16 protein-coding genes and 1 pseudogene are annotated in these 22479 nt (G+C 69.5%); 11 read left to right on the forward strand and 6 right to left on the reverse strand.

Going from position 1 to position 22479, the window contains the following annotated elements; translation table 11 throughout:
• Window positions 1-114: 114 nt before the first annotated feature.
• A complete protein-coding gene (locus tag BN976_RS08900; protein WP_235622011.1) occupies window positions 115-852 on the forward strand; it encodes a TetR/AcrR family transcriptional regulator in 738 nt (245 codons plus the stop codon).
• On the opposite strand, the gene BN976_RS08905 is transcribed toward BN976_RS08900, so the two are convergent.
• From BN976_RS08905 to BN976_RS08915, 3 genes are all read right to left on the reverse strand, one after another.
• Window positions 762-2441 (reverse strand): sensor histidine kinase, encoded by a 1680-nt coding sequence (locus BN976_RS08905; RefSeq protein ID WP_084182272.1) that lies wholly within the window; start codon window positions 2439-2441, stop codon window positions 762-764. The two genes, BN976_RS08900 and BN976_RS08905, sit on opposite strands and share 91 nt — an antisense overlap.
• A gap of 93 nt (window positions 2442-2534) precedes the next feature.
• Entirely contained in the window at window positions 2535-3479 is a 945-nt protein-coding gene (locus BN976_RS08910) for a 1-phosphofructokinase family hexose kinase (RefSeq protein WP_105387717.1), read from the reverse strand.
• A complete protein-coding gene (locus BN976_RS08915) occupies window positions 3476-5521 on the reverse strand; it encodes an erythromycin esterase family protein (RefSeq protein ID WP_051558371.1) in 2046 nt (681 codons plus the stop codon). The genes BN976_RS08910 and BN976_RS08915 overlap by 4 nt, the downstream gene beginning before the upstream one ends.
• Window positions 5522-5875: 354 nt before the next feature.
• Between BN976_RS08915 and arcD the strand changes: the two genes are divergently transcribed.
• The 8 genes from arcD (at window position 5876) to BN976_RS08955 (ending at window position 17367) form a co-directional block, all read left to right on the forward strand.
• Window positions 5876-7366, forward strand: coding sequence for an arginine-ornithine antiporter (arcD, locus tag BN976_RS08920; protein ID WP_199558919.1), 1491 nt, complete (start codon window positions 5876-5878; stop codon window positions 7364-7366).
• A complete protein-coding gene (locus BN976_RS08925) occupies window positions 7366-8619 on the forward strand; it encodes an arginine deiminase (RefSeq protein WP_036370011.1) in 1254 nt (417 codons plus the stop codon). Before arcD ends, BN976_RS08925 begins: the two co-directional genes overlap by 1 nt.
• 14 nt (window positions 8620-8633) lie before the next feature.
• Window positions 8634-9638, forward strand: a complete 1005-nt coding sequence (locus BN976_RS08930; protein ID WP_011778653.1) for an ornithine carbamoyltransferase — start codon at window positions 8634-8636, stop codon at window positions 9636-9638.
• A gap of 5 nt (window positions 9639-9643) precedes the next feature.
• On the forward strand, window positions 9644-10588 hold the full coding sequence (gene arcC, locus BN976_RS08935; RefSeq protein WP_036370014.1) for a carbamate kinase: 945 nt from the start codon (window positions 9644-9646) through the stop codon (window positions 10586-10588).
• A gap of 73 nt (window positions 10589-10661) precedes the next feature.
• Window positions 10662-13256, forward strand: coding sequence for a magnesium-translocating P-type ATPase (gene mgtA / locus BN976_RS08940; protein WP_036370017.1), 2595 nt, complete (start codon window positions 10662-10664; stop codon window positions 13254-13256).
• Between the two features lie 74 nt (window positions 13257-13330).
• A complete protein-coding gene (locus tag BN976_RS08945) occupies window positions 13331-14131 on the forward strand; it encodes a universal stress protein (protein ID WP_036370019.1) in 801 nt (266 codons plus the stop codon).
• 27 nt (window positions 14132-14158) lie between these two features.
• Complete coding sequence (locus BN976_RS08950) at window positions 14159-15040, forward strand: universal stress protein (RefSeq protein ID WP_011778649.1); 882 nt, start codon at window positions 14159-14161, stop codon at window positions 15038-15040.
• Window positions 15040-17367, forward strand: a complete 2328-nt coding sequence (locus BN976_RS08955; protein WP_036370021.1) for a heavy metal translocating P-type ATPase — start codon at window positions 15040-15042, stop codon at window positions 17365-17367. Before BN976_RS08950 ends, BN976_RS08955 begins: the two co-directional genes overlap by 1 nt.
• On the opposite strand, the gene BN976_RS08960 is transcribed toward BN976_RS08955, so the two are convergent.
• Entirely contained in the window at window positions 17364-18836 is a 1473-nt protein-coding gene (locus tag BN976_RS08960; protein ID WP_036370024.1) for a bifunctional aminoglycoside phosphotransferase/ATP-binding protein, read from the reverse strand. The two genes, BN976_RS08955 and BN976_RS08960, sit on opposite strands and share 4 nt — an antisense overlap.
• A gap of 127 nt (window positions 18837-18963) precedes the next feature.
• On the opposite strand from BN976_RS08960, the gene BN976_RS08965 reads away from it, so the two are divergent.
• Window positions 18964-19947 (forward strand): Acg family FMN-binding oxidoreductase, encoded by a 984-nt coding sequence (locus BN976_RS08965; protein ID WP_036370027.1) that lies wholly within the window; start codon window positions 18964-18966, stop codon window positions 19945-19947.
• 4 nt (window positions 19948-19951) lie between these two features.
• The gene (locus tag BN976_RS08970; protein ID WP_036370031.1) at window positions 19952-20794 is read left to right on the forward strand and encodes a universal stress protein; all 843 of its coding nucleotides are present in this window, start codon (window positions 19952-19954) and stop codon (window positions 20792-20794) included.
• Window positions 20795-20805: 11 nt separating this feature from the next.
• Here the strand turns inward: BN976_RS08970 and BN976_RS08975 are convergent, their stop codons facing one another.
• Both BN976_RS08975 and BN976_RS08980 read right to left on the reverse strand, forming a co-directional pair.
• A complete protein-coding gene (locus BN976_RS08975) occupies window positions 20806-21543 on the reverse strand; it encodes a universal stress protein (protein ID WP_036370034.1) in 738 nt (245 codons plus the stop codon).
• A pseudogene (locus BN976_RS08980) lies at window positions 21543-22457 on the reverse strand (zinc-binding dehydrogenase); the annotation flags it as partial. The pseudogene BN976_RS08980 and the gene BN976_RS08975, both read right to left, overlap by 1 nt.
• Window positions 22458-22479: the final 22 nt, after the last annotated feature.

Below are 22479 nucleotides of genomic sequence, written 5' to 3' on the forward strand. Positions count from 1 at the left end.
GACTTTCGTCTCCCCCGAGGACGGCCAACGACCCTATCCCCGTGATTGCCCGGACAAGGATCCTGTCCAGGAAAGACCCGTACCGGATCCCGGACGCGGAGCAAGGAGATGACCATGACAGCCCTGGACCAGGAAGTGATCGCCGTTCACGCCGCCGAGGAGCAGCTGCGCGCCCAGATCCGCGACGCCGCCATCGCGAAGATCGGCGCCCAGGGATTCCGGACACCGATCCGGGCCATCGCCGCGGCGGCGGGCCTGAGCGCGGACGTGGTCATCGACCTCTACGGTTCGAAGCGCAACCTTCTAAAGGCCTGCGACGACCACGTCGTCGAAACCATCCGGACCTCGAAAAGCCAGGCACTGCAATCTCACGACCCCGCCACCTGGCGGGCGGCCCTCGCCGGAATCGAATCGTATGCCCCGCTGATGGCGTATCTGGTCCGCAGCATCGAAGACGGCCAGAGTCTGGCAGACGGCCTGCTCGACAGGATGATCGAGAACGTCATCGACTATCTCGACGACGGAGTCCGTGCCGGGACCGTCAAGCCGAGCCGCAACCCGCGGGCACGGGCGAAGTTCCTGGCGCTCAGCAACGCAGGCGGGTTCCTGCTCTACCGGCACCGTCACCCCACCCCGCGCGACATGGCCGCCGTGCTGCGCGACTACGCCGCCGACATGATCGAGCCCGCCTTGGAGCTCTACAGCTCGGGCCTGATGGCCGACACCACGATGCTCGATGCGCTCGCCGAACCCCTTGCGCGTCAGCGCAACGGGGCGCACCACCGCAGCCTGGTGCCCCCGGCGTCACCCGACTCGACGGTGAACGTGCCACCGACGTCGCCGGCCCGCTGACGCAGGTTGGTCAACCCGCTCTCGGTGACGTCGGCGGGCATACCGCAGCCGTCGTCGGCCACCTCGATGATCAGCTCGTCGGCGGCGGTGACACTGACGTCCAGCGTGGTCGCACCGGAGTGCCGGATCGCGTTGCTGACCGCTTCGCGGACCACAGCTTCGGCGTGGTCGGACAGCGCCGGGTCGACGACCGACAGCGGACCGGAGAACTGGACGGTGGTGTGCACGTCGGAGGCGGTGAACTGGGCGATGGCCTCGTCGAGCCGCTGCCGCAGCCGGTTGCTGCCCCCGTGCCCACCGTGCAGGTCGAAGATCGCGGTCCGGATCTCCTGGATCACCTGCTGCAGGTCGTCGACGCAGTCGGTGAGCCGCTCCCGGACCTCCGGCGCGCGGGCCCGCGGAATCGTGCCCTGCAGGGCCAGGCCCACCGCGAACAGCCGCTGGATCACATGATCGTGCAGGTCGCGGGCGATGCGGTCGCGATCGGTGAGCACGTCGAGCTCGCGCAACTGTCGCTGCGTGGTGGCCAGCTGCCAGGCCAGCGCCGCCTGATCGACGAAGGCCGCCATCATGTCGAGTTCCTCGGCGTTGAAGGGCGGCGCCCCCTCCGGCCGCAGCGCCACCAACACCCCGGCCACCGTGTCGGTCGCGCGCAGCGGCAGCACCAGCGCAGGCCCCGGTGCCAGGTGCCGGGGCTCCAGCTCGAGGGTGTCGAAGCGTACCGGCGTCTTGGTGGAGAAGACCTCACCGATCGCGCTGCCGTGGGTGGGGATGGCGCTCGGGGAAACCCCCGGGCCGTCACCGGCGGTGGCGACCACCACCAGTTCATCGACCCGCCCGTCGAGCTCGTCGAGATCGGAGCGCACCGCGACCAGTGTCGACTGTGCACCGCTGAGGAGGCGCGACTGGTCGGCCACCAACCGGAACACCTTGGACGGATCGGCACCCGAGAGCATCTCCGTGCCGATGTCGCGGGTGGCCTCGATCCAGGATCGCCTGGTCTTGGACTGCTGGTAGAGCCGGGCGTTCTCGATGGCGATGCCGGCCGCCGCGGCCAGCGCCTGGACCAGCACCTCGTCGTCCTCGCTGAACGGTTGCCCGTCCGCCTTCTCGGTCAGATAGAGGTTGCCGAACACCTCGTCGCGGATCCGCACCGGCACCCCGAGGAAGGTCCGCATGGGCGGATGGTTGGGCGGAAAGCCCACCGAGGCCGGGTGCTGGGAAATCCTGTCCAACCGGATCGGCTTCGGATCGTCGATCAGAACCCCCAGGACGCCCCGTCCCTCGGGCAGGTGGCCGATCAGCTCCTTGGACTGCTCGTCGATCCCCTGGTAGATGAATTCGACCAGTTCGTGGTCGTGCCCGCGCACACCGAGCGCCCCGTACTGAGCGTCGACCAGGTCGATGGCGGTCCGCACGATCGTGCGCAGCGTCTCGTCGAGTTCCAGGCCCGACGTGACGACGAGCATCGCGTCGAGCAGCCCGTCCAGCCGGTCACGGCCTTCGACGATCTGTTCGACCCGATCCTGCACTTCGTTGAGAAGTTCGCGAAGCCTAAGCTGAGACAACGTGTCCCGCAATGGGCGCATGCTGTTGTCGACGTCCGGTCTGACCTTGTCGGTCACGCGTCCATGGTGCCATCGCCGGAACGGAAATACGAACGTAGCGGCAAAACTGCGCGGTCAGGTGCCCGACGGTGCCAGCTGCTCGGCGAAGTGGTGCTCGACGTCGGCGCGGTCGAACACCGAGGTGGCCGGCGTCTGCAGCTTCGCGGTGGCGGCGGCGATGCCGTAGCGCACCGCCCGGTCCAGGGTCCAGCCCTCGGCCAGCCCGACCGTGATGCCGGCGACCATCGCGTCTCCGGCGCCGATGCCACTGACCGCGGCGACGGGCAGCGCCGGAAACCGTTCGCTGTGCGATGACGCCGCCAGCAGCGCGCCCTGCGCACCCAGCGACACGACGACGATCCGGGCGATCCCCCGGTCGATGAGCTCGTGCGCCGCCGCCAGCTGCTCTGCCTCCGTCGGCAGCGGGCGTCCGACGCACTCGCGCAGCTCACGGACGCTCGGCTTGAGCACGTAGACACCGGACGTGATGTGGCTCAGCCCGCCTCCCGAGGTGTCCAGGATCAGCAGCGCGCCCGCCTCCCGGCACATGTCGGCCACCCGCTGGTAGAAATCGAGCGGCACCCCCGGCGGCAGGCTGCCGCTGGCCACCACGAACTGCGCCGAGTAAGCGGCCTGCCGCAGCGCTTCGAGACAGCGCGCCTCTTCACCGGGACTCAGGACGGGGCCGGGCAGCACGAACCGGTACTGCTTTCCGGTGGCACGCTCGTTGACGGTGAAGCTCTCGCGGGTCGCCCCTTCGATGGGAACGGGGACACCGGGCACTCCCGCTGCCTCGACCATGTCGATCACCCGTGAGCCGGTCGACCCGCCCGCGGTGAACACCGCCGACACCGTCGCTCCCAGCACCCGGGCGAACCGCGCCACGTTGACGCCGCCGCCGCCTGCGTCGTATCTCACCGCGCGGCAGCGGACCTTCTCGGTGGGAACGACTTCGTCGGCGTCGGCGGCGACGTCGAGTGCGGTGTTCATCGTCAGCGTGACGATCGACAGAGGAGTCACAGGCCCGTGGGATAGGTCTCGGGTGTCTCACCGGCGACCCACACGCTGGTGGTTTCCAGCGGTTCCAGCGCTGTCGTGGTGTCGATGTGGATGAGCGCGTCGTACTGGTCACCGGGACGGACGTGGTAGTAGTGGCTCTGCCGTTCCGTCGCGGGCAGGTAGATGACCCCGATGGCGCGCGCGAGGCGGACCGCGTCCAGCGGTTCCGCGGCGGCCTTGCTGATCATCGGCGACACCAGGAACTCGGGCCGTTCGACCTCGTGGAACAGCTCCTCGACGCTGCCGTTGAGGCCGGGCCGGACCGCCTTGCGTTCGGCCACCCCGCCCCACGTGCTCGCGGCGGTCACGGTTCCCGAGTAGGTGGTGAACCCGATCAGCCGCGCGTCTTCACCGAACTTCTCGCGGGCCAGCTGCCCGAGGGTGAGCTGGCCGTCGGCGCCGACCTCGGTCGCTCTCGCGTCACCGACGTGGGAGTTGTGCGCCCACACCACGATTCGCGCCGGTTCGGATCCGCTGTGGCGATCCAGGTGCGCCAGAAGGGCCTCCATGGTCTGGGCCATGTGCCTGTCACGCAGGTTCCACGAGCTGACCCGCCCGGCGAACATCGAGCGGTAGTACACCTCCGCGTCGCGGACGGTCTGGGCGTTCTGCTGTGCGTAGAACAGCTCGTCCTCGGCGACGAACCCGTCCCGGCGGGCATACTCCATCGCGTTGCGGTGCAGCTCGACGAGCTGTTCGACGGCCTGCTGCTCGCAGGACAACCCGGCCCCGAACGCGGCGGCGAAGCCGTAGGCCTGACCGTCGTCGGCCGAGGTGTGGTCGAAGCAGGCGTACCGGTTCGCCGCCCGCTGCGCCGCGGCGGGGTCGATGTTCTCCAGGTACCCGATGACCTCGCGCATCGACCGGTGCAGGCTGTAGAGGTCCAGTCCGTAGAAACCCGCCTCCCGGCGGCCGTCGGCCCGGCACCGGCTGTTGCGGGCGTGCAGCCAGTCGACGAAATCCCGGACCACGGTGTTGCGCCACATCCACGCCGGGAAACGCTCGAATCCGCTCAGCGCTTCGTCTGCCGACGCGTCCCGGCCCTGACCGCGAACGTAGCGGTTCACCCGGTAGGCGTCGGGCCAGTCGGCCTCGGCCGCCACCGCGCAGAAGCCCTTCTCCTCGATCAACCACTTGGTGATCTCCGCACGCGCCTCGTAGAACTCGTGCGTGCCGTGTGAGCTCTCGCCGATCAGCACGATGCGCGCATCGCCGATGACTTCCTCGAGCGCCTCGTACGGCGGCACACCCGACGGCGCGTCGACGGCGCAGCGGGTGATGACGTCGGCGGGTGTCTCGGCAAGCCGGATCCGGGCGGTGGCGATCCCGACCGTCGGTGTCGTGAGCAGCTCGTGCACGTCGTCGTCACTGACCTGGGTGAAATCCCAGAACGACTCCCCGACGGCGCGGAACGGGGTGGGCATCGACGCACACACCACGTCGTCGACGAGTCCGCCGAACTCGCGCACGGTCGACTCCGGCGCCGCGGGTACCGCGACGACGATCTCGGCCGGGTCCAGCTCGCGCAGCGCCTGGACGGCGGCCATCATGCTCGACCCGGTGGCCAGCCCGTCGTCGACGAGAATCACCGTCTTGCCGGCCAACTCAAGCGGCGGCCGTCCGCCCCGGTAGGCCGCCTCGCGCCGGTGCAGTTCCCGGCCCTCACGTTCGGCCACATCGCGCAGCTGCTGCGGCGACACCCGCAATGCGCGCACCACATCGTCGTTGACCACGACGCGTCCGCCGCTGGCCAGCGCCCCCATCGCGAACTCTTCATGCCCGGGAGCGCCGAGCTTACGCACGATGAAGGCGTCCAGCGGGGCTCCCAGTGCCGCGGCCACCTCCCACGCGACCGGGATCCCGCCACGCGCGAGGCCGAGCACGACGAGACCCTCCCTGCCGCGGTATCCGCCGAGCAGGCCGGCCAGGACGCGCCCCGCCTCGCGGCGGTCACGGAACACCCGCCTGGGTTGATCGCTGATCGTCCTTCGCGCAGTGGCCATTTCACCCACCTCCTTCGGCAGCGAGCACTCACCGGCGCTCGGTCATGACACGACGGTATCCGCCGGGCCGAGCCGGGATCAGTGGCACAAAGTCACTTCTTTTGGTGATCCGTTCGGCACCGGCGGCCGATATCGCCCACCATGGTCGATCCGCCACCACGACCCGTGCATCTCGGGTGTGACCCATTTCCTCACGCTCACGGTCGAACGTCGTTGACGGCGTAGGTGATCGCAGTGAGGACCTAAAACCGCCGATCGAGGACCAAAGACCCCTCAGAGACGCGAGGATCCTTCGTAGCCTCAGTCCAACGAGGTGGCTTCCGTCGCCTCGTACCTCTGAATCGGGGAGAGACGATGTCACACTCAGTCATGCCTGCGCCCCCACCGAGGCCCGCCGAGGCGCGTCCCACCGGCGCCAGGGCCGGTCTCGGTCTGGCCGCCCTGACGGCACTGGTCGTCGGCTCGATGATCGGCAGCGGCATCTTCGCCCTGCCGTCGCAGATGGCGGGCAGCGCGGCGCCCGGTCCGCTGCTGATCGGCTGGGTGGTCACCGGCGTCGGCATGTTGATGCTCGCCTTCGTGTTCCAGACCCTGGCCACCCGCAAACCCGATGTCGACGGCGGCGTATACGGTTATGCCCGAGCGGGTTTCGGCAACTACATCGGTTTCACCTCGGCGTTCGGCTACTGGATGTCGGCCTGGGTGGGCAACGTGGCCTACCTCGTTCTGCTGTTCTCGACGTTGGGGTATTTCTTCCCGAGCTTCGAGGGCGGCGCGACCGTGCCCGCCATCATCGGCGCGTCGGTGGTGCTGTGGATCGTGCACGCGATGACGTTGCGCGGCGTGCAGACCGCCGCGTTGGTCAACGTCGTGGTGACGATCGCCAAGGTGGTGCCGATCGTGGTGTTCATCGCGCTGGCCGCGGTCGGATTCAAGGCGGGCCTGTTCACCGCCGACTTCTGGGGTCGCACCACCGAAATCGACGGCGCCCCGCTCGGCGACACCATGACCCAGGTCAAGAACATGATGCTGGTGACGGTGTGGGTTTTCATCGGCATCGAGGGCGCCGCGGTCTACTCGCAGCGCGCCGCCCGACGCGCCGACGTGGGCCGTGCCACCGTGCTCGGGTTCGCGGCGGTGCTGGCCCTGCTGCTTCTGGTCAACCTGCTGTCCTACGGTCTGGTGGCCCAGGCCGAACTGGCCGGCATCCCGGATCCGTCGATGGCCGGGCTGCTGGAGAACGAGGTCGGCAGCTGGGGCGCGGCCTTCATCTCGATCGGGTTGATCATCTCCCTTCTCGGTGCGCTGATCGCCTGGGTGCTGCTGTGCGTGGAGATCCTGCGGCTGCCCGCGCTGGAGAACGTGATGCCCAAGGCGCTGGCCAAGGAGAACGCGCACGGTTCGCCTGCCACCGCCCTGTGGCTGACCAACCTGTGTGTGCAGGCGCTTCTGTTGTGGACGCTGGCCAACGAGAGCACCTACACGAACCTGATCTACCTGGCGACATCGCTGATCCTGCTGCCCTACCTGTGGTCGGCGGCCTACCAGGTGCTGCTGGCGGTGCGCGGGGAGACCTACGAGTCCGGTCACGGCAGGACGAAGGACCTGCTCGTCGGCGTGGTGGCGCTGGTCTACGCGGTGTGGCTGCTCTATGCCGGTGGCTGGCAGTACCTGTTGATGGCGGCGGTCTTCTATCTGGTCGGCACCGCACTGTACGTGTGGGCGCGCAGGGAGAGCGGGCTGCCGGCCTTCACCAAGGGTGAACTGGTGGTGTTCGCGGTGGTGGTCGTGACGTCGGTCGCCGCGATCGCGTTGCTGGCCACCGGGAATCTGGCGGTGCTGTGATGCCCGGTTCACGTCTGGGGGTGTGGTCGGAGGCAGGCAAACTGCGCCGGGTCATGGTGTGCGCGCCCGGCCTGGCCCACCAGCGGCTGACCCCGCAGAACTGCAACGAGCTGTTGTTCGACGACGTGATCTGGCTGCAGCAGGCCCGCCGCGACCACTTCGACTTCGTCGCGAAGATGGAGGATCACGGCGTCGAGGTGCTGGAGTTGGGCGACCTGCTCGCCGAGGTGGTGGCGACCCCGCAGGGGCGGGAGTGGGTGCTGGACCGCAAGGTCACCGACGATCACGTCGGCCTCGGTCTGCGGCACGCGATCCGCACCTGGCTGGCCGAGCTTCCCGCGGACCGGCTGGCGGAGTTCCTGATCGGCGGTGTCTCCTACCAGGATGTGCCCGACGAGGTCGGCGGCAATTTCCTGACCGCGTTTCGCGAACTCGACCCGACCGGGTTCGTGCTGCGGCCGCTGCCCAATACCCAGTTCATGCGCGACAACTCGTCGTGGATCTTCGGCGGCGTCACGCTGAACCCGATGTACTGGCCGGCCCGCCGTCAGGAGACGCTGCTGACGACCGCGGTGTACAAGTTCCACCCCGCGTTCGCCGAGGAGAAGTTCGACGTCTGGCTGGGAGGCACCGAAGGTGCTGTCTCAGAACATGGTTCGGCAACGCTGGAGGGCGGCGACGTGATGCCGCTGGGCCGGGGCATCGTGGTCATCGGGATGGGCGAGCGCTCGTCGCACCAGGCGATCACCCAGGTGGCCCGCAACCTGTTCGCGGCAGGCGCGGCCGAGCGGGTGATCATCGCGAGCCTGCCGAAGAGCCGCGCGGCCATGCATCTGGACACCGTGTTCACGTTCTGCGATCACGATCTGGTGACCGCCTACGCGCCCGTCGTCGACGGGATCGTGCCGTTCAGCCTGCGCCCGGACGACCGGACGCCGTCGGGGCTGGACATCCGGCGGGAGCCGAAGGCGTTGATCCCCACCCTCGGTGACGCGCTCGGCGTCACCTTCCGGGTGGTCACCACCGCCGGTGACGTCTACGGCGTGCAGCGCGAACAGTGGGACGACGGCAACAACGTCGTCGCTCTGGAGCCCGGTGTGGTGATCGGCTACGACCGCAACATCCTCACCAACACCGCGCTGCGCAAGGCCGGTGTCGAGGTGGTCACCATCGACGCCAGTGAGCTCGGCCGTGGCCGCGGCGGCGGCCGCTGCATGACCTGCCCGATCCTGCGCGATCCGCTCTACACCTGAGAAAGGGACAGCCCGTGGCGTTCAACAACCGAAACCGCAGCCTGCTCAGCCTCGTTCACCACACCGAGCGCGACCTGCACTATCTGCTCGACCTGTCGCGGGATCTGAAGCGGGCCAAGTACTCCGGCCTGGGCAGGCAGAGCCTGGCCGGCAAGAACATCGCATTGATCTTCGAGAAGACCTCCACCCGCACCCGCTGCGCGTTCGAGGTGGCCGCCCACGACGAAGGCGCACACGTCACCTACATCGACCCGGCGTCGTCGCAGATCGGGCACAAGGAGTCGATGAAGGACACCGCACGTGTGCTGGGCCGCATGTACGACGCGATCGAGTACCGCGGTGCCAGCCAGTCGACCGTCGAGGAGCTGGCGGCCTACGCCGGGGTGCCGGTCTTCAACGGGCTCACCGACGAGTTCCACCCCACCCAGATGCTCGCCGACGTCCTCACCATGACCGAGCACTGCCCGAAACCGTTGACCGACATCGCTTTCGCGTTCGTCGGCGATGGCAGGAACAACGTGGCCAATTCGCTGCTGCTGGTCGCCGCGAAGCTGGGCATGGACGTGCGGATCGGGGCGCCGCCGGACCTGTGGCCGCACGAAGATCACGTGTCGATGTGTGAGGAGTTCGCGGCCGCCTCCGGGGCACGCCTCCTGATCACCGACGAGCCGGCCAAGGCCGTGCACGGTGTGGACTTCATCTACACCGACGTGTGGGTGTCCATGGGCGAACCGGTGGAGACGTGGGGCGAACGCATCGACGAACTGCTGCCGTTCCAGGTCAACGACACGCTGATGGCCGCCGCGGGCAATCCCCGGGTCAAGTTCATGCACTGCCTTCCGGCGTTCCACAACTGCGAGACCAAGGTCGGGGCGCAGATCGCAGCACAATACCCGCATCTGGCGGGCGGGATCGAGGTCACCGACGCGGTGTTCGAGAGCCCGGCAAACATCGCCTTCGAACAGGCCGAGAACCGGATGCACACCATCAAGGCCGTCCTCGTGTCGGCGCTGTCCTGACGGCGATGCGGATCGTCATCGCCCTGGGGGGCAACGCGATTCTGCGCCGCGGCCAGCCCATGACCGCCGACAACCAGCGGGAGAACATCCGCTCGGCCGCACAATCCATCGCCACCGTCGCCGAGGGCAACCAGCTGGTCATCGCGCACGGCAACGGACCGCAGGTCGGTCTGCTGGCGCTGCAGGCGGCGTCCTACCACGACGTCGCTCCGTACCCGCTCGATGTGCTCGGCGCCCAGACCGAGGCGATGATCGGCTACGTCATCGAGCAGGAACTGGGCAACGTGCTGCCGCCGGAGCAGCCGCTGGCGACCGTTCTGACGATGATCGAGGTCGACCCCGCCGATCCGGCGTTCGCCAACCCGACAAAGCCGATCGGCCCGGTCTACGACCGGCAGACCGCCGACGCGATGCACGCGGCCAGCGGATGGACCTTCGCCCCCGACGGCGAGCACTTCCGGCGGGTGATCGCCAGCCCGAAACCCAAGCGCATCTTCGAGATCGGCCCGATCCGCACCCTGGTCGAGCACGGCACCATGGTCATCTGCGCCGGGGGCGGCGGAATCCCGACGGTGTACGACGGGCAGGGCAGACTGCAGGGTGTCGAGGCGGTGATCGACAAGGACCTGGCGTCGGCTCTGCTTGCCGAGCAGCTGCACGCCGACATGCTGGTGATCGCCACCGACGTCGACGGGGTGTACACCGGCTGGGGAACCCCGGACCAGAGACGGCTGTCCCGGATCACCCCCGACGAACTCGAGACGATGCACTTCGCCGCGGGCTCGATGGGCCCCAAGGTGGAGGCCGCCTGCCGTTTCGTCCGCAACACCGGCAGGCCGGCGTCCATCGGCGCGCTCGGCGACATCGCGCGCATCGCCGCCGGCCAGGCGGGCACGCGTGTGGCACAGTCCTCCGAGGGGTCACCCCCAGAGGAGCGCTGCTGCACGTGACCCGACGGATCATCGGGACTGCCGACAAGTTCGGCGTCACGTCCTCGCGGCGAGCGCTGCTCGAAGCCGCCCGATGACGGCCGTAGGGTCGCGGCCCGTCGTCGACCGCGGCCGTATTGCCGTGGTGGAGCCCGAGGAGGCCCTGCGCCTGCTCGGCACCTCCGCCGAGGGGCTCTCGAGCGCCGAAGCCCGCGCCCGGACGGCGCGCACGGGCCCCAACGTGGTGCGCACCCACAAGGTCAGCGCGCTCGCGGTGCTTCGCCGACAGCTCTCCAACGCGGTGCTGGGGCTGCTGGCCGTAACCGCGGCGCTGTCGTTCTTCCTCGGCGACGACACCCAGGCGGTGATCATCGGGGCCATTCTCGCCGTCAGCGTCGGGCTCGGCTTCGTCAACGAATACCGTGCCGAAAGAGCCTCGGCGGCACTGCATTCGGCGGTACGCCACAGCGCGGTGGTGCGCCGGGACGGACGGTTCGAGCGCGTCGACGTCAGCGGTCTGGTTCCCGGTGACGTGATCCGACTCGAGATCGGCGAGTTGATCCCCGCCGATGTCCGCCTGATCGAGGTCAACGGGCTGGAATGCGACGAGAGCATCCTGACCGGCGAGTCGACGGTGTCGGAGAAGTGCTGCGCGGCCATCCCGGCCGGCAGCTCGCTCGCCGACAACGCCAACCTGGGTTTCATGGGGACGGTGGTCAGTGCCGGCGACGCGACCGCGGTGGTGTTCGCCACCGGAGCCGACGCCGAATTCGGCAGGATCGCCGTCGGTCTGGGGGAACGCCAGCCCGAAACCATGTTCCAGACCGGGCTGCGCCGCTTCTCGTATCTGCTGCTGAGGGTGGCACTGACGCTGACCGTGGTGATCGTGGTGACCAACCTGCTGTTGGGACGTCCGCTCATCGAGTCGGCCCTGTTCGGACTGGCCATCGCCGTCGGGATCACCCCCCAGCTGCTTCCCGCGATCGTCAGCACCAGCCTGGCGACCGGATCGCGCAGGCTGGCGCGGGCCAAGGTGCTGGTCAAACGGCTGGTCTGCATCGAGGATCTCGGCGACATCGACATCCTGGTCACCGACAAGACCGGAACCCTGACCGACGGGCGGGTGGACTTCGTCGACGCCGTCGCCCCGTCGGGTCAGACATCGGACGAGGTGCTGCGTTTCGGGCTGATGGCCACCGACCTCGACCCCGCCGTCGGCGGCGTCAGCGCCAACGACCTGGACGCGGCGCTGTGGAGGGGGCGCGCGCCCACGGCGGGCGTGAACCGGGCGGCGTACCTGCCGTTCGACCACACCCGGCGGGCCAGCTCGGCGCTCGTCGACGACGGCGAACACCGGATCCTGGTGGTCAAGGGTGCGCCGGAACAGGTGATCGCGCGGTCCACCGGGGCCGGCGCCGAGGCGCACCGCACCCTGGCGGCCCTGTTCGCCGGCGGCAGGCGGGTCGTGGCGGTGGCGACCAGACCGGCCGACGGCATGGCAACCGTGACCGTCGCCGACGAGGTCGATCTGACCCTGCAGGGGTTCCTCGTGTTCGCCGACAACCCGAAGGCGGCCGCGCGTGACTCGCTGACGCGACTGGCCGCCCTCGGGATCGAGGTCAAGGTCGCCACCGGCGACAATCCGCGGGTCGCCGAAAGAGTCTGCACCGAACTGGGATTGGCGTCGAAGGGCACGTTGACCGGGGCCGAGCTGGACCAGATCGACGACAGCGCGCTGGAGCAGGCCACCCGGGACCACACGATCTTCGCCCGCATCTCACCGACGCAGAAGGAGCGGATCGTGTCCTCGCTGCGGCGCACCGGCCGCGCGGTGGGCTTCCTCGGTGACGGCGTCAACGACGCGCTGGCGCTGCATGCCGCCGACGTCGGGATATCCGTCGACACCGCAACCGATGTCGCCAAGGACGCCGCGGATGTGGTGCTGCTGGAGAAGGATCTCGGTGTGCTCGCCACCGGCGTCGCCGAGGGCAGGCGGATCTTCGCCAACACGGTCAAGTACGTGCTGATGGGGACGTCGAGCAACTTCGGCAACATGTTCAGTGCGGCGGCTGCGTCGGCGGTGCTGCCGTTCCTGCCGATGCTGCCCGGGCAGATCCTGTTGAACAACCTGCTCTACGACACCTCCCAGTTGGCGATTCCGGCCGACCGGGTGGACGACGAGCAGATGCACGCGCCCGCGCACTGGAACATCGCGTTCATCCGGCGGTTCATGCTGACGTTCGGTCCGGTCAGTTCACTGTTCGACTTCCTGACGTTCGGCCTGATGCTCGGTGTCCTGCACGCCGGCCCTGCCGAGTTCCGCACCGGCTGGTTCATCGAATCCCTGGCCACCCAGACGTTGATCATCTTCGCCATCCGGACCAGGAAGGTGCCGTTCCTGCGCAGCAGGCCGGCGGCGGCACTGGTGCTGGCCACCGGGGCCGTGATCGTGACCGGCATCGTGCTCACGGTCTCCCCCGTCGCCGGCCACCTCGGTTTCACCCCGCTGCCCTGGCAGTTCTTCGCGGCGCTGGTGGCGTTGACGATCGGCTACCTGGTACTGGTCGACGTGACCAAGACGATGTTCTACGCCGAGCCGATGCACCCGGCCGGCCCGCCTCAACGCACCCGCGGCCATGCCCACCGGGTGCACCGGCGGGCCGCCCGGTTCAGCCACCCCGGGCGATGACCAATGGCCCTAGGCCCGGAGCGGCGCCGCTCAATACCGTTTGAACAGCACCGATTCTGAACGGAGAGCACACGATGGCAACGGCAGGCACCTCCTCGCCCGTGATCGCCGGAATCGACGGGTCGGCCACGGCGCTCGCCGCCGCACTGTGGGCGGTCGACGAGGCGGCCGGCCGGGGCGCCCCGGTCCACCTGGTCTACACGACCAAGCCGACCGATCGCCACGCCGCCGAGTACGCCGAGGACGTGCGCCGCGGCCACGAGTGTCTGCACGAGGCGCGCAGCGCCGTCGAAGCCACCGGCAAGCCGGTGACGGTCGAGACCACGGTGGTGGACGGACCGGCCGCGCAGGCACTGATCTCGCTCTCGGAGCAGGCTCAGATGGTGTGCGTCGGCTCCGTCGGTATCGGCCGCTACGCCAGGTCGATCCTCGGCTCCACGGCGGCCGAGGTGGCCGAGCGGGCCCACTGCCCCGTCGCGGTGATCCGTCCTCACCCGCACGCAGGCGAGCACGGATTCCACTGGATCGTCGTCGCGGTCACCGAACAACCGCAGAACGCTGAAGTCGTCGAGCATGCGTTGCGGGAAGCCGCACTCCGGCACGTTCCCGTGCTGGCACTCGGCGACGGTCGCACCGAGGATTCGGCCGATGCACTCGAGCGCCGCCTCCGGTCATGGCGCGAGCGTTACCCCGACGTGCACATCTATCCCATCGCCGGCAGTGCAGACGTCACCCACTTCCTCAAGAAGCACGACGAACCGGTGATGCTGACGGTGATCGGCAGCGACGAGGCCGGTGAAGTCGCGAAGATCATCGGGCACGGTCACTCCCTGCTCCGACGCGGCACCTCCTCGGCGCTCGTGGTGCGGTCCTAGCTCGTCCCCCAAGACAAGGAGACACCCATGTCCGAATCGTCAAGCGAGTTCGGGATTCTCGTCGGCGTCGACGGATCACCGGAGGCACACTCCGCGGTGCGGTGGGCGGTTCAGGAGGCCGCGCTGCGGCACCGTCCGATCACCCTGATGCACGTCGTGGCGCCGGTCGTGGTCACCTGGCCGATCGAGGCGGTGGTGACGAGCTTCTACGAGTGGCAGGAAGACAACGCCAAGAGCGTGATCGAGCAGTCCCAGGAGACCGTGGCCGCCGCCACGGCGGGCGCGCCACCACCGGAGGTGCGTGTCGAGGTGCGCCACGGCGGCGCCGTGACCGAGTTCGCCGACGCATCCGCGCACGCCGACCTGATGGTGGTCGGCAGTCGCGGACTGGGCCCGGTCGGCGGGGCGGTGCTGGGATCGGTCAGCCGGGCCCTGCTGCACCACGCGAAGTGTCCGGTGGTGGTCACCAGGGAGGGCGTGGTCGGTAAGCCTCACGACACGCTGCCCGTGCTGCTGGGCATCGACGGCTCGCCGGCGTCGGAGAACGCGACGGCGTTCGCCTTCGACGAGGCGTCGCGCCGCGGGGTCGAACTGGTCGTGCTGCACGCCTGGAGCGATGTCGCCGTGTTCCCGATTCTCGGAATGGACTGGCATCAGTACGAACAACAGGGACACGAGGTACTCGGCGAGCGTCTGGCCGGATGGCAGGAGCGCTACCCGGACGTCGCGATCCGTCGCCGGATCGTCTGCGACAAGCCGGCGCGCTGGCTGATCGACGAATCGAGGCAGGCCCAGCTGGTGGTGGTCGGCAGCCGCGGACGCGGCGGGATCTCCAGCATGCTGCTCGGTTCCGTGAGCACCGCGGTCGCCGAATCGGCGCTCGCACCGGTCGCGGTCGTCCGCGGCTAGTGTCGGGCAGCGGGTCCGGGCGCGGCCGCGGTTTCGCGCGGTGGCGGCCCTACCTGGAACCCGCCCTGGTGGTGCTCACTTTCGGCGCGCTCGGCGCCGGCGGTGTCGCCTGGTTGCTCGGCGCGTCGCGTGTCGCCGACCTCTGCTGGGTGGCAGGCACCGTGGTCGCGGTCGTGCCGGCGGTGCTGTGGGTCCTGGTCGCGCTGCGCAGCGGACGGCTCGGGGTGGACCTGATCGCGGTGCTCTCGCTGGTCGGAACCCTGCTCGTCGGTGAGTATCTCGCGGGCGCACTCATCGCGGTGATGCTCTCGGGCGGACGCGCGCTGGACGCCGCGGCCACCCGCCGCGCCTCCCGCGACCTCAAGGCGCTGCTCGAGCGGGCACCGCGCTTCGCGCGCCGCCGGGTGGGCAGCGAGGTCACCATGGTCGCCCTCTCCGACGTCGGGGTGGAAGACGTGCTCGTCGTCGCTCCCGGTGACATCGTGCCGGTGGACGGTCGCGTCGCCGGGGCGACGGCGGTGCTCGACGAGTCGGCGCTGACGGGCGAGTCCCTCCAGGTGGAACGTTGCGCCGGGGACACGGTCCGCAGCGGGGTGGTCAACGCGGGCGGCGTCTTCGAGATCCGCGCCACCGCGACGGCAGAGGACAGCACCTATGCCGGCATCGTGCGGCTCGCGCGGCAGGCCGGCGCCGAGAGCGCGCCCGTGGTGCGGCTCGCCGACCGTTATGCGGCCTACTTCCTGCCGCTGGCGCTGTTGATGGCGGGTTCGGCGTGGCTGGCCAGCGGGTCGGCCGTGCGGGCGGTGGCGGTGCTCGTGGTCGCCACCCCGTGCCCGCTGCTGCTGGCCGCACCGGTGGCCATCGTGTCCGGACTGTCCCGGGCCTCTCGGGCCGGCGTGGTCATCCGCAGCGGTGGCGCTCTGGAAAACCTGGGCCACGCAACGACTTTGGTGATGGACAAGACCGGCACGCTGACCATGGGACAGCCCAAGGTCGTCGACGTCGTCGCCGCCCCGGGCATCGACGCCGGCGAGGTGCTGCGGCTGGCGGCGTCGGTGGATCAGCTGTCGCAGCACGTGCTGGGCGAGGCGATCGTCACCGAGGCGCTGGCTCGCGGTCTGCGTCTTTCGCTGCCGGCCGACGCCGTCGAGGAAGCCGGCCGAGGCGTCACCGCGAGCCTGGACGGGCGGCGCGTGACGGTCGGCAAGCTCAGCGACGACATGGCGACGTCGGCCTGGACGCAGACCGCGGTGAACAGGGCCCGGCTGGACAGCGCGGCACTGGCCTGGGTGTGCATCGACTCGGCTCCGGTCGGCGCGGTGCTGCTTCGGGATCCGCTGCGCCGGCAGGCTCCCCGCACGATGCGGCGGTTGCGCAAGGCCGGTTTCGACCGCCTGGTGATGCTCACCGGCGACCGGGCCGAGCCCGCGCGCGAGGTCGCCACGGTGCTCGGTCTGGACGAGGTGTACGCACAGCAGACGCCGGCCGACAAGGTCGCGGCGGTACGCACCGAGCAGGAACGCGCCGTCACGGTGATGGTCGGCGACGGCATCAACGACGCACCCGCGCTGGCGGCCGCCACGGTGGGTGTCGCGATGGGGGCTCGGGGCGCCACCGCATCGTCGGAGGCCGCCGACATCGTGTTGACCACCGACCGGCTCGACCGGCTCGCCGACGCCATGGACATCGCGCGCTGGTCGCGGCGCATCGCCGTGCAGAGCGCCGGGGTCGGCATGGGCCTGTCACTGCTGGCGATGGCCGCCGCCGCGCTGGGCTGGCTGCCTCCCGCGGCGGGAGCGCTGTTGCAGGAGGCCATCGACGTGGCGGTCATCCTCAACGCGCTGCGCGCCCTGCACGGCAATCCGCAGACCGAGGTGGACCTGGCGGCAGGGACCGAGACGATGCTGCTCGAGTTCTCGGCCGAGCACGACGAGTTGCGCGACGCCCTCGGGCAGATCCGCGACAGCGCGGACAGGTTGGTCGAGAACGCCGACGCCACCGCGCTGCGCTCCGTACAACAGTCCTACGCGCTGCTCACCGACCGGATACTGCCCCACGAGCGCGCCGAGGAGGCCCAGCTGTATCCGGCGCTGGCCGCACCGCTGCAGAGCAGCGAGGCCACCGCCACCATGAGCCGCACCCACGCCGAGATTCAGCGGCTCTCCGACCGCATCGGCACCCATGTGCAGTTGGCCGAGTCGGCCGGGAGCATCCAGCCGTACCAGGTCGACGATCTGCTGGCGTGTCTGTACGGCCTGTACGCGTTGCTGCGTCTGCACTTCGTGCAGGAGGAGGAGAACTACTTCACGCTGGCGCAGGACGATTAGACCGTGTCCAGGCACACCTGACGCGCCGCCGCCACCGAGTCCGCCAGCGGGCCCGCGGTGTCGATCGGGTGCGCATCCGGCCAGTCCGACTCCCATCTGCTCAACTCTGCCGCCATCGCGGGTGTCGCGTCCGACGCCGTCGCACCTCTGCCGGCGATCCGCCGTTCCGCCTCGGCAACCGGTAGCGTGCAACGCAATTCGACGATCGACGAGTAGGTCTGGGCGGCCACCGCGTGTGCGCGTTGCCGGTGCCCTGCGTCGCGCCACGTCCCATCCACGATCACCGAATGCCCGGCCCCGAGCCAGGCGCGGGCGCGGCTGAGCACCTCGTCGTAGACCGCCGACACGTTCTCCGGCGTGTACAGGCCGGTGTTCAGTTCCCCCGCACGGCCGTGCACCACCCCGCTGCCGACCAGCTCGCGTCGCACCTCGTCCGTGGAGATCAACTGTGCGTCAACACATTGCGCCAGCGCGCGGGCAAGGGTGGTCTTGCCGGTGCCCGGCCCGCCGCCGACGACGACCAGTTGCACGCGGCCGGACCTCAGGTGTGCCAACGCGATCGCGAGATGACGCTGCGCATCGGGTATGGCCTCGGCGTGCCCCTGGTCCACCCGCACACAGTCGACCTTGGCGCGCACGACGGCGCGGTAAGCGATGCAGAAGTGCCGCAACGAGTGCGCCGCAGGGTCGTCGGCCCGGCGGCAGTACTCGTCGAGGAAGAAATCGGCGAGGTCGCGGCGGCCGAGGAACTCCAGATCCATGGCCAGGAAGCCGGCGTCGTCGATGCCGTCGACATACCGGAGCCTGTCGTCGAACTCCAGGCAGTCCAGCAGCATCGGCCCCTCCGCGGTACAGAAGATGTCCTGGCTGAGCAGGTCGCCGTGGCCATCGACAACACGATGGGCGGCGATCCGCGCCTGGTACAACGGTTCCCGGCCGGCGAGATAGGCGCTCGCCAGCCGCTCGACCTCGGCGATCTGCCCGTCGTCGACCACCGTGCCTGCATGGCGCCGCAGTTCGGTCAGATTCTGTTGCCACCGGTCCGACAGCACCCGGGCCGTCGCTTCCCGGTCGATGGCGTCCCCGCGCTCGGCGCGGCTGTGGAACCGGGCCAGCAGGTCGGCGATCGCCGTGAGCCAGGTCTCGACCGGGGCGCCGCTGCGGACCAGCTCGGCGAGCCGCTCGGTGTCGGGATACCTGCGCATCACGATGACCGGTTCCGCGTCCCCGGAGGGTGGCTGAAAGTGGCCCACCCCGAGATAGCTCGAGGACGCCAACCGCCTGTTGAGCTCGATCTCCCGACGGCACGCGGTTTCGCGCTTCTGCGCGGTGCTGAAGTCGAGGAAGTCCGTGACCACCGGTTTCTTGATCTTGAACGCCCGGTCGCCGACCAGTGCCACCAGCCCGGTGTGTGTTTCGTGAACCTCGGCACCGAGGTTGCCCGTGGTCAGCCAGGATCCGCCACTCATACCCGCGACTCTCGTCCACCGCGTCGCCGGCCGACAGGGTCTCCCGGATTTTTCGTTGAGGACCATTGGCCCTGGCCTGCCGTGCACGGTCACGGCATCGTGGAGACACCGAATCGAGGTGTGAGATATGCGTGACGTGGCCGTGGACATCGAGGTCATCACCGAAGCCCTGGCGCTGGCCTGCCGCGCGCCGTCCCTGTTCAACAGCCAGCCCTGGCGGTGGGTCAGCGAGGGCGCGGTCGTCTCCCTGTTCCTCGACGACGCCCGGGCGCCCCGGTACACCGACACCACCGGCCGGGAACTCGTGATCAGTTGCGGGATTGTGCTCGACCATTTCCGGGTGGCGATGGCGGCGGCCGGCTGGAAGTGCAACGTCGACCGGTTCCCCAACCCCAACAACCGGGACCACCTGGCGTCAATCGACTTCAGCGCCATGGATTTCGTCACCGACGCCCATCGCCAGCGCGCGGAGGCCATCGCGCGGCGGCGCACGGACCGGCTGCCGTTCGCGGCACCGCCGGACTGGGAGTCCTTCATCGCGCAGCTTTCCAGCGGGACCGCTCAGGGCTCGGTGTCACTGCACACCATCGCCGACGGCTCACGGCCCGAGCTCGTCAAGGCTTCGGAGCTGACAAGATCCGCTCGCCGCTACGACTCGAAGTATCACGCCGAACTCATCGGCTGGACAGCGGATGTCGCGGTCGGCGAAGGGATACCGACAGGCACCCTGCTCTCCGAGGCGGAGAGCGACCGCGTGGACATCGGCCGGGACTTCCCCGCGGCCGGCCACCGCGACCGCCGCGGCGAGATCGCGCAGGACCACGCCAAGGTGGTGGTGCTGTCGACCGTGGACGAGACCCGCGACGGCTTCGTGCGGTGCGGCGAGATGCTGTCGTCGCTGTTGCTCGACGCCACCATGGCCGGCCTTGCGACGTGCGTTCTGTCGCACCTCACGGAGGTGCCCGAGAGCCGCAGGATCGTCGAGTCGCTGACGGGGTCGCAGGCCGTACCCCAGGTGGTGGTGAGGGTGGGGTCGGCGCCTTCAGGCGACGCCATCGGATCGCCGACTCCGCGCCGTCCCGTCGCGGACGTGCTGGAGATCAGAGGCTGAGCCCGTGCAGACGTCGCCGGCGGTGGTGGTGGGGATCGACGGGTCCCGCTTCGCGACTGCCGCCGCCATCTGGGCGATCGACGAGGCAGCCAGCCGCGACATCCCGTTGCGGCTCGTCCACGCCGTGACACCGACGGACGGCGCTCACCTCGACGCCGACGACCTGGCCCGCGCCGGACGCGTGGTGCAGTCGGCGGTGGCCGCGGTCGAGGCGAACGGCAAGCCCGTCAAAGTCGAAACCCAGATCACGCCAGGCAGGGCCGCGCACGTGTTGCGGTCGCAGTCGCGCGACGCGTCCATGCTGTGCGTGGGTTCGTCAGGGCTCACCCACGGCGGGAGCGGCCCGGTGGACCGCACCGCTGCGGCGGTGGCGTTGACGGCGAGTTGTCCGGTGGCGATCATCCATTCAGCAGGCACGAACTCGAAACCCGGCTGGGTGGTGGTCGAGGTGAACGACTCGCCGGCCGGCGAACTCGTGCTGCGGACAGGGGTCGAGGAGGCACTGCTGCGCGGCGCGGCGCTGCGCGTGGTGGCCACCTGGCCCTCCCGGTACCCCGACATCCACGACGACGGTGCCGTGGCCAACAAGAACCGCTCGGTCAAGGCGCAGTGGGAGCGCCGGCTCGCCCCGTGGCGCCTGCGCCACCCGGAGCTGGAGGTGCACGCCGTCGCCACGCCCGGGAGCATCCTCAATTACCTTGCCCGGCATCGTGATCCGATCGGCCTGGCGATCGTCCCGCACGAACGTGCGGCGGGTGTCGCCGAGCTGCTCGCGCCGCGCGGTCGCGACCCGTTGCGCGACGGCTGCTTCGACGTGTTGATCTGCGAGCCGGACAACGCCCCCTGAACACGGGCCGGTCAGGACCGCACGAGCAGCACCGAGCAGTCCGGATAGCCGAGGATGGGATGGCAGCCGGGCACCGTGAGCGCCACAAGGTCCGCGGCGTCCCGGCGTCCCACCACGGCCAGACCGACTCCGGTGTCCCGCGCGTCATTGCGGTGGTACTGCCGTCCGGTTCCGGCCGCGACGAGTTCGACGTGAACGTCGGGATAGCGCCGCACCCAGCTGTCGGTGCGTTGGTCGATCTGCCGGACGGTGGCGTGCCGGAGCCGGCCCTCATGCATCGCCAGATGCAGCACGGCGTCGGTGTCGTCGTCGTCGGACAGCACCACCGACACCACACCGTCGGTCTGCGGAGCGCCGTCCGCCCGGGTCCGGATGATCGCCACCGGGCAACCCGCACCCTCGGCAAGGACTTTCGCGATGCACCCGATCGGCGGCCCCTGAGCCGGCCGGGACCCGATGCACACCATCGCCGCGCGCGCAGACTCGCGAAGCAGGACCGCGCCGGGCGCCCCCACTGTCGCGGCCGCCTCGACGCGAAGCGAGGTGCGGATCGCCTTGGCCGCCTTCTCCGCATGGTCGAGAACCACGTCGGATCCGGTCGGGACGGCGGCGGCCACCGCGTGCACGAGGCGCAGCGACGCGTCCAGGGCGAGCGCCTCGGCGGCGGCCCACCGTACCGCGTTGAGCGCCGCCTGCGAGCCGTCGACCCCCACCACGATCGGCCCGTCGCCAAGCCACGGCGGCGTCATCACGGGCTCGCCGTCAGCAGGACCTTCAGCGCACCGGAATGGGCGGCATCACCGAAAACGTCATAGGCCGTGTCGAATTCGTCCATCGGGAACCGGTGGGTGATCATCGCGGCGGTGTCCAGCTGATGGTTGGCGACCAACCTGATCAACGTGGGTGTGGAGTGGGTGTCGACCAGGCCGGTGGTGATGGTCAGGTTCTTGATCCAGATCTGCTCGAGGTGCAATGTCGCGGGGGCACCGTGCACGCCGATGTTCGCGACGTGTCCGCCGGGACGCACCAGTGCGACCGACTCCTCGAAGGTCTCGGGAAGACCGACCGCCTCCATGGCCACGTCGGCGCCGAGGCCACCGGTCAGCTCGTCGATGACGTCCCGCGCGCTGCGGGTGCTGGAGTTGACGACGGTGTCGGCGCCGAACCTGCGCGCGGCGTCCAGTCGGGCATCGGCGACGTCGATCACCACGATATGGCTGGGGCTGTAGAGCTTCGCGGTGAGTACGGCGGCCAGCCCGATCGGTCCGGCACCGACGATCGCCACCACGTCACCCGGAGAGACGGCACCGGCGAGGACCCCGACTTCGTACGAGGTCGGGAGGATGTCGGCCAACACGATCATCTGCTCATCGCTGACACCCTCCGGCACCTTGTGGGTGGAGTTGTCCGCGAACGGCACCCGGACGTACTCGGCCTGGGTTCCGTCGATGAGATGGCCCAGGATCCATCCGCCACCGCCCAGGCACTGCCCGTACTGACCCTGCCTGCAGTACCGGCAGGCACCGCACGCACTGATGCAGGAGACCAACACCCGGTCACCCACCGACAAGGTCTGCACGGCCGGCCCCACCTCGGTGACGGTGCCGACCGCCTCGTGACCCAACACCCGACCCGGTTCCACTTCCGGCACATCACCTTTGAGGGCTCTTCGCACTTGATAGGGG

This window comes from Mycolicibacterium austroafricanum (assembly GCF_000612725.1).
In the GTDB taxonomy this organism is placed as follows: Bacteria; Actinomycetota; Actinomycetes; order Mycobacteriales; family Mycobacteriaceae; genus Mycobacterium; species Mycobacterium austroafricanum.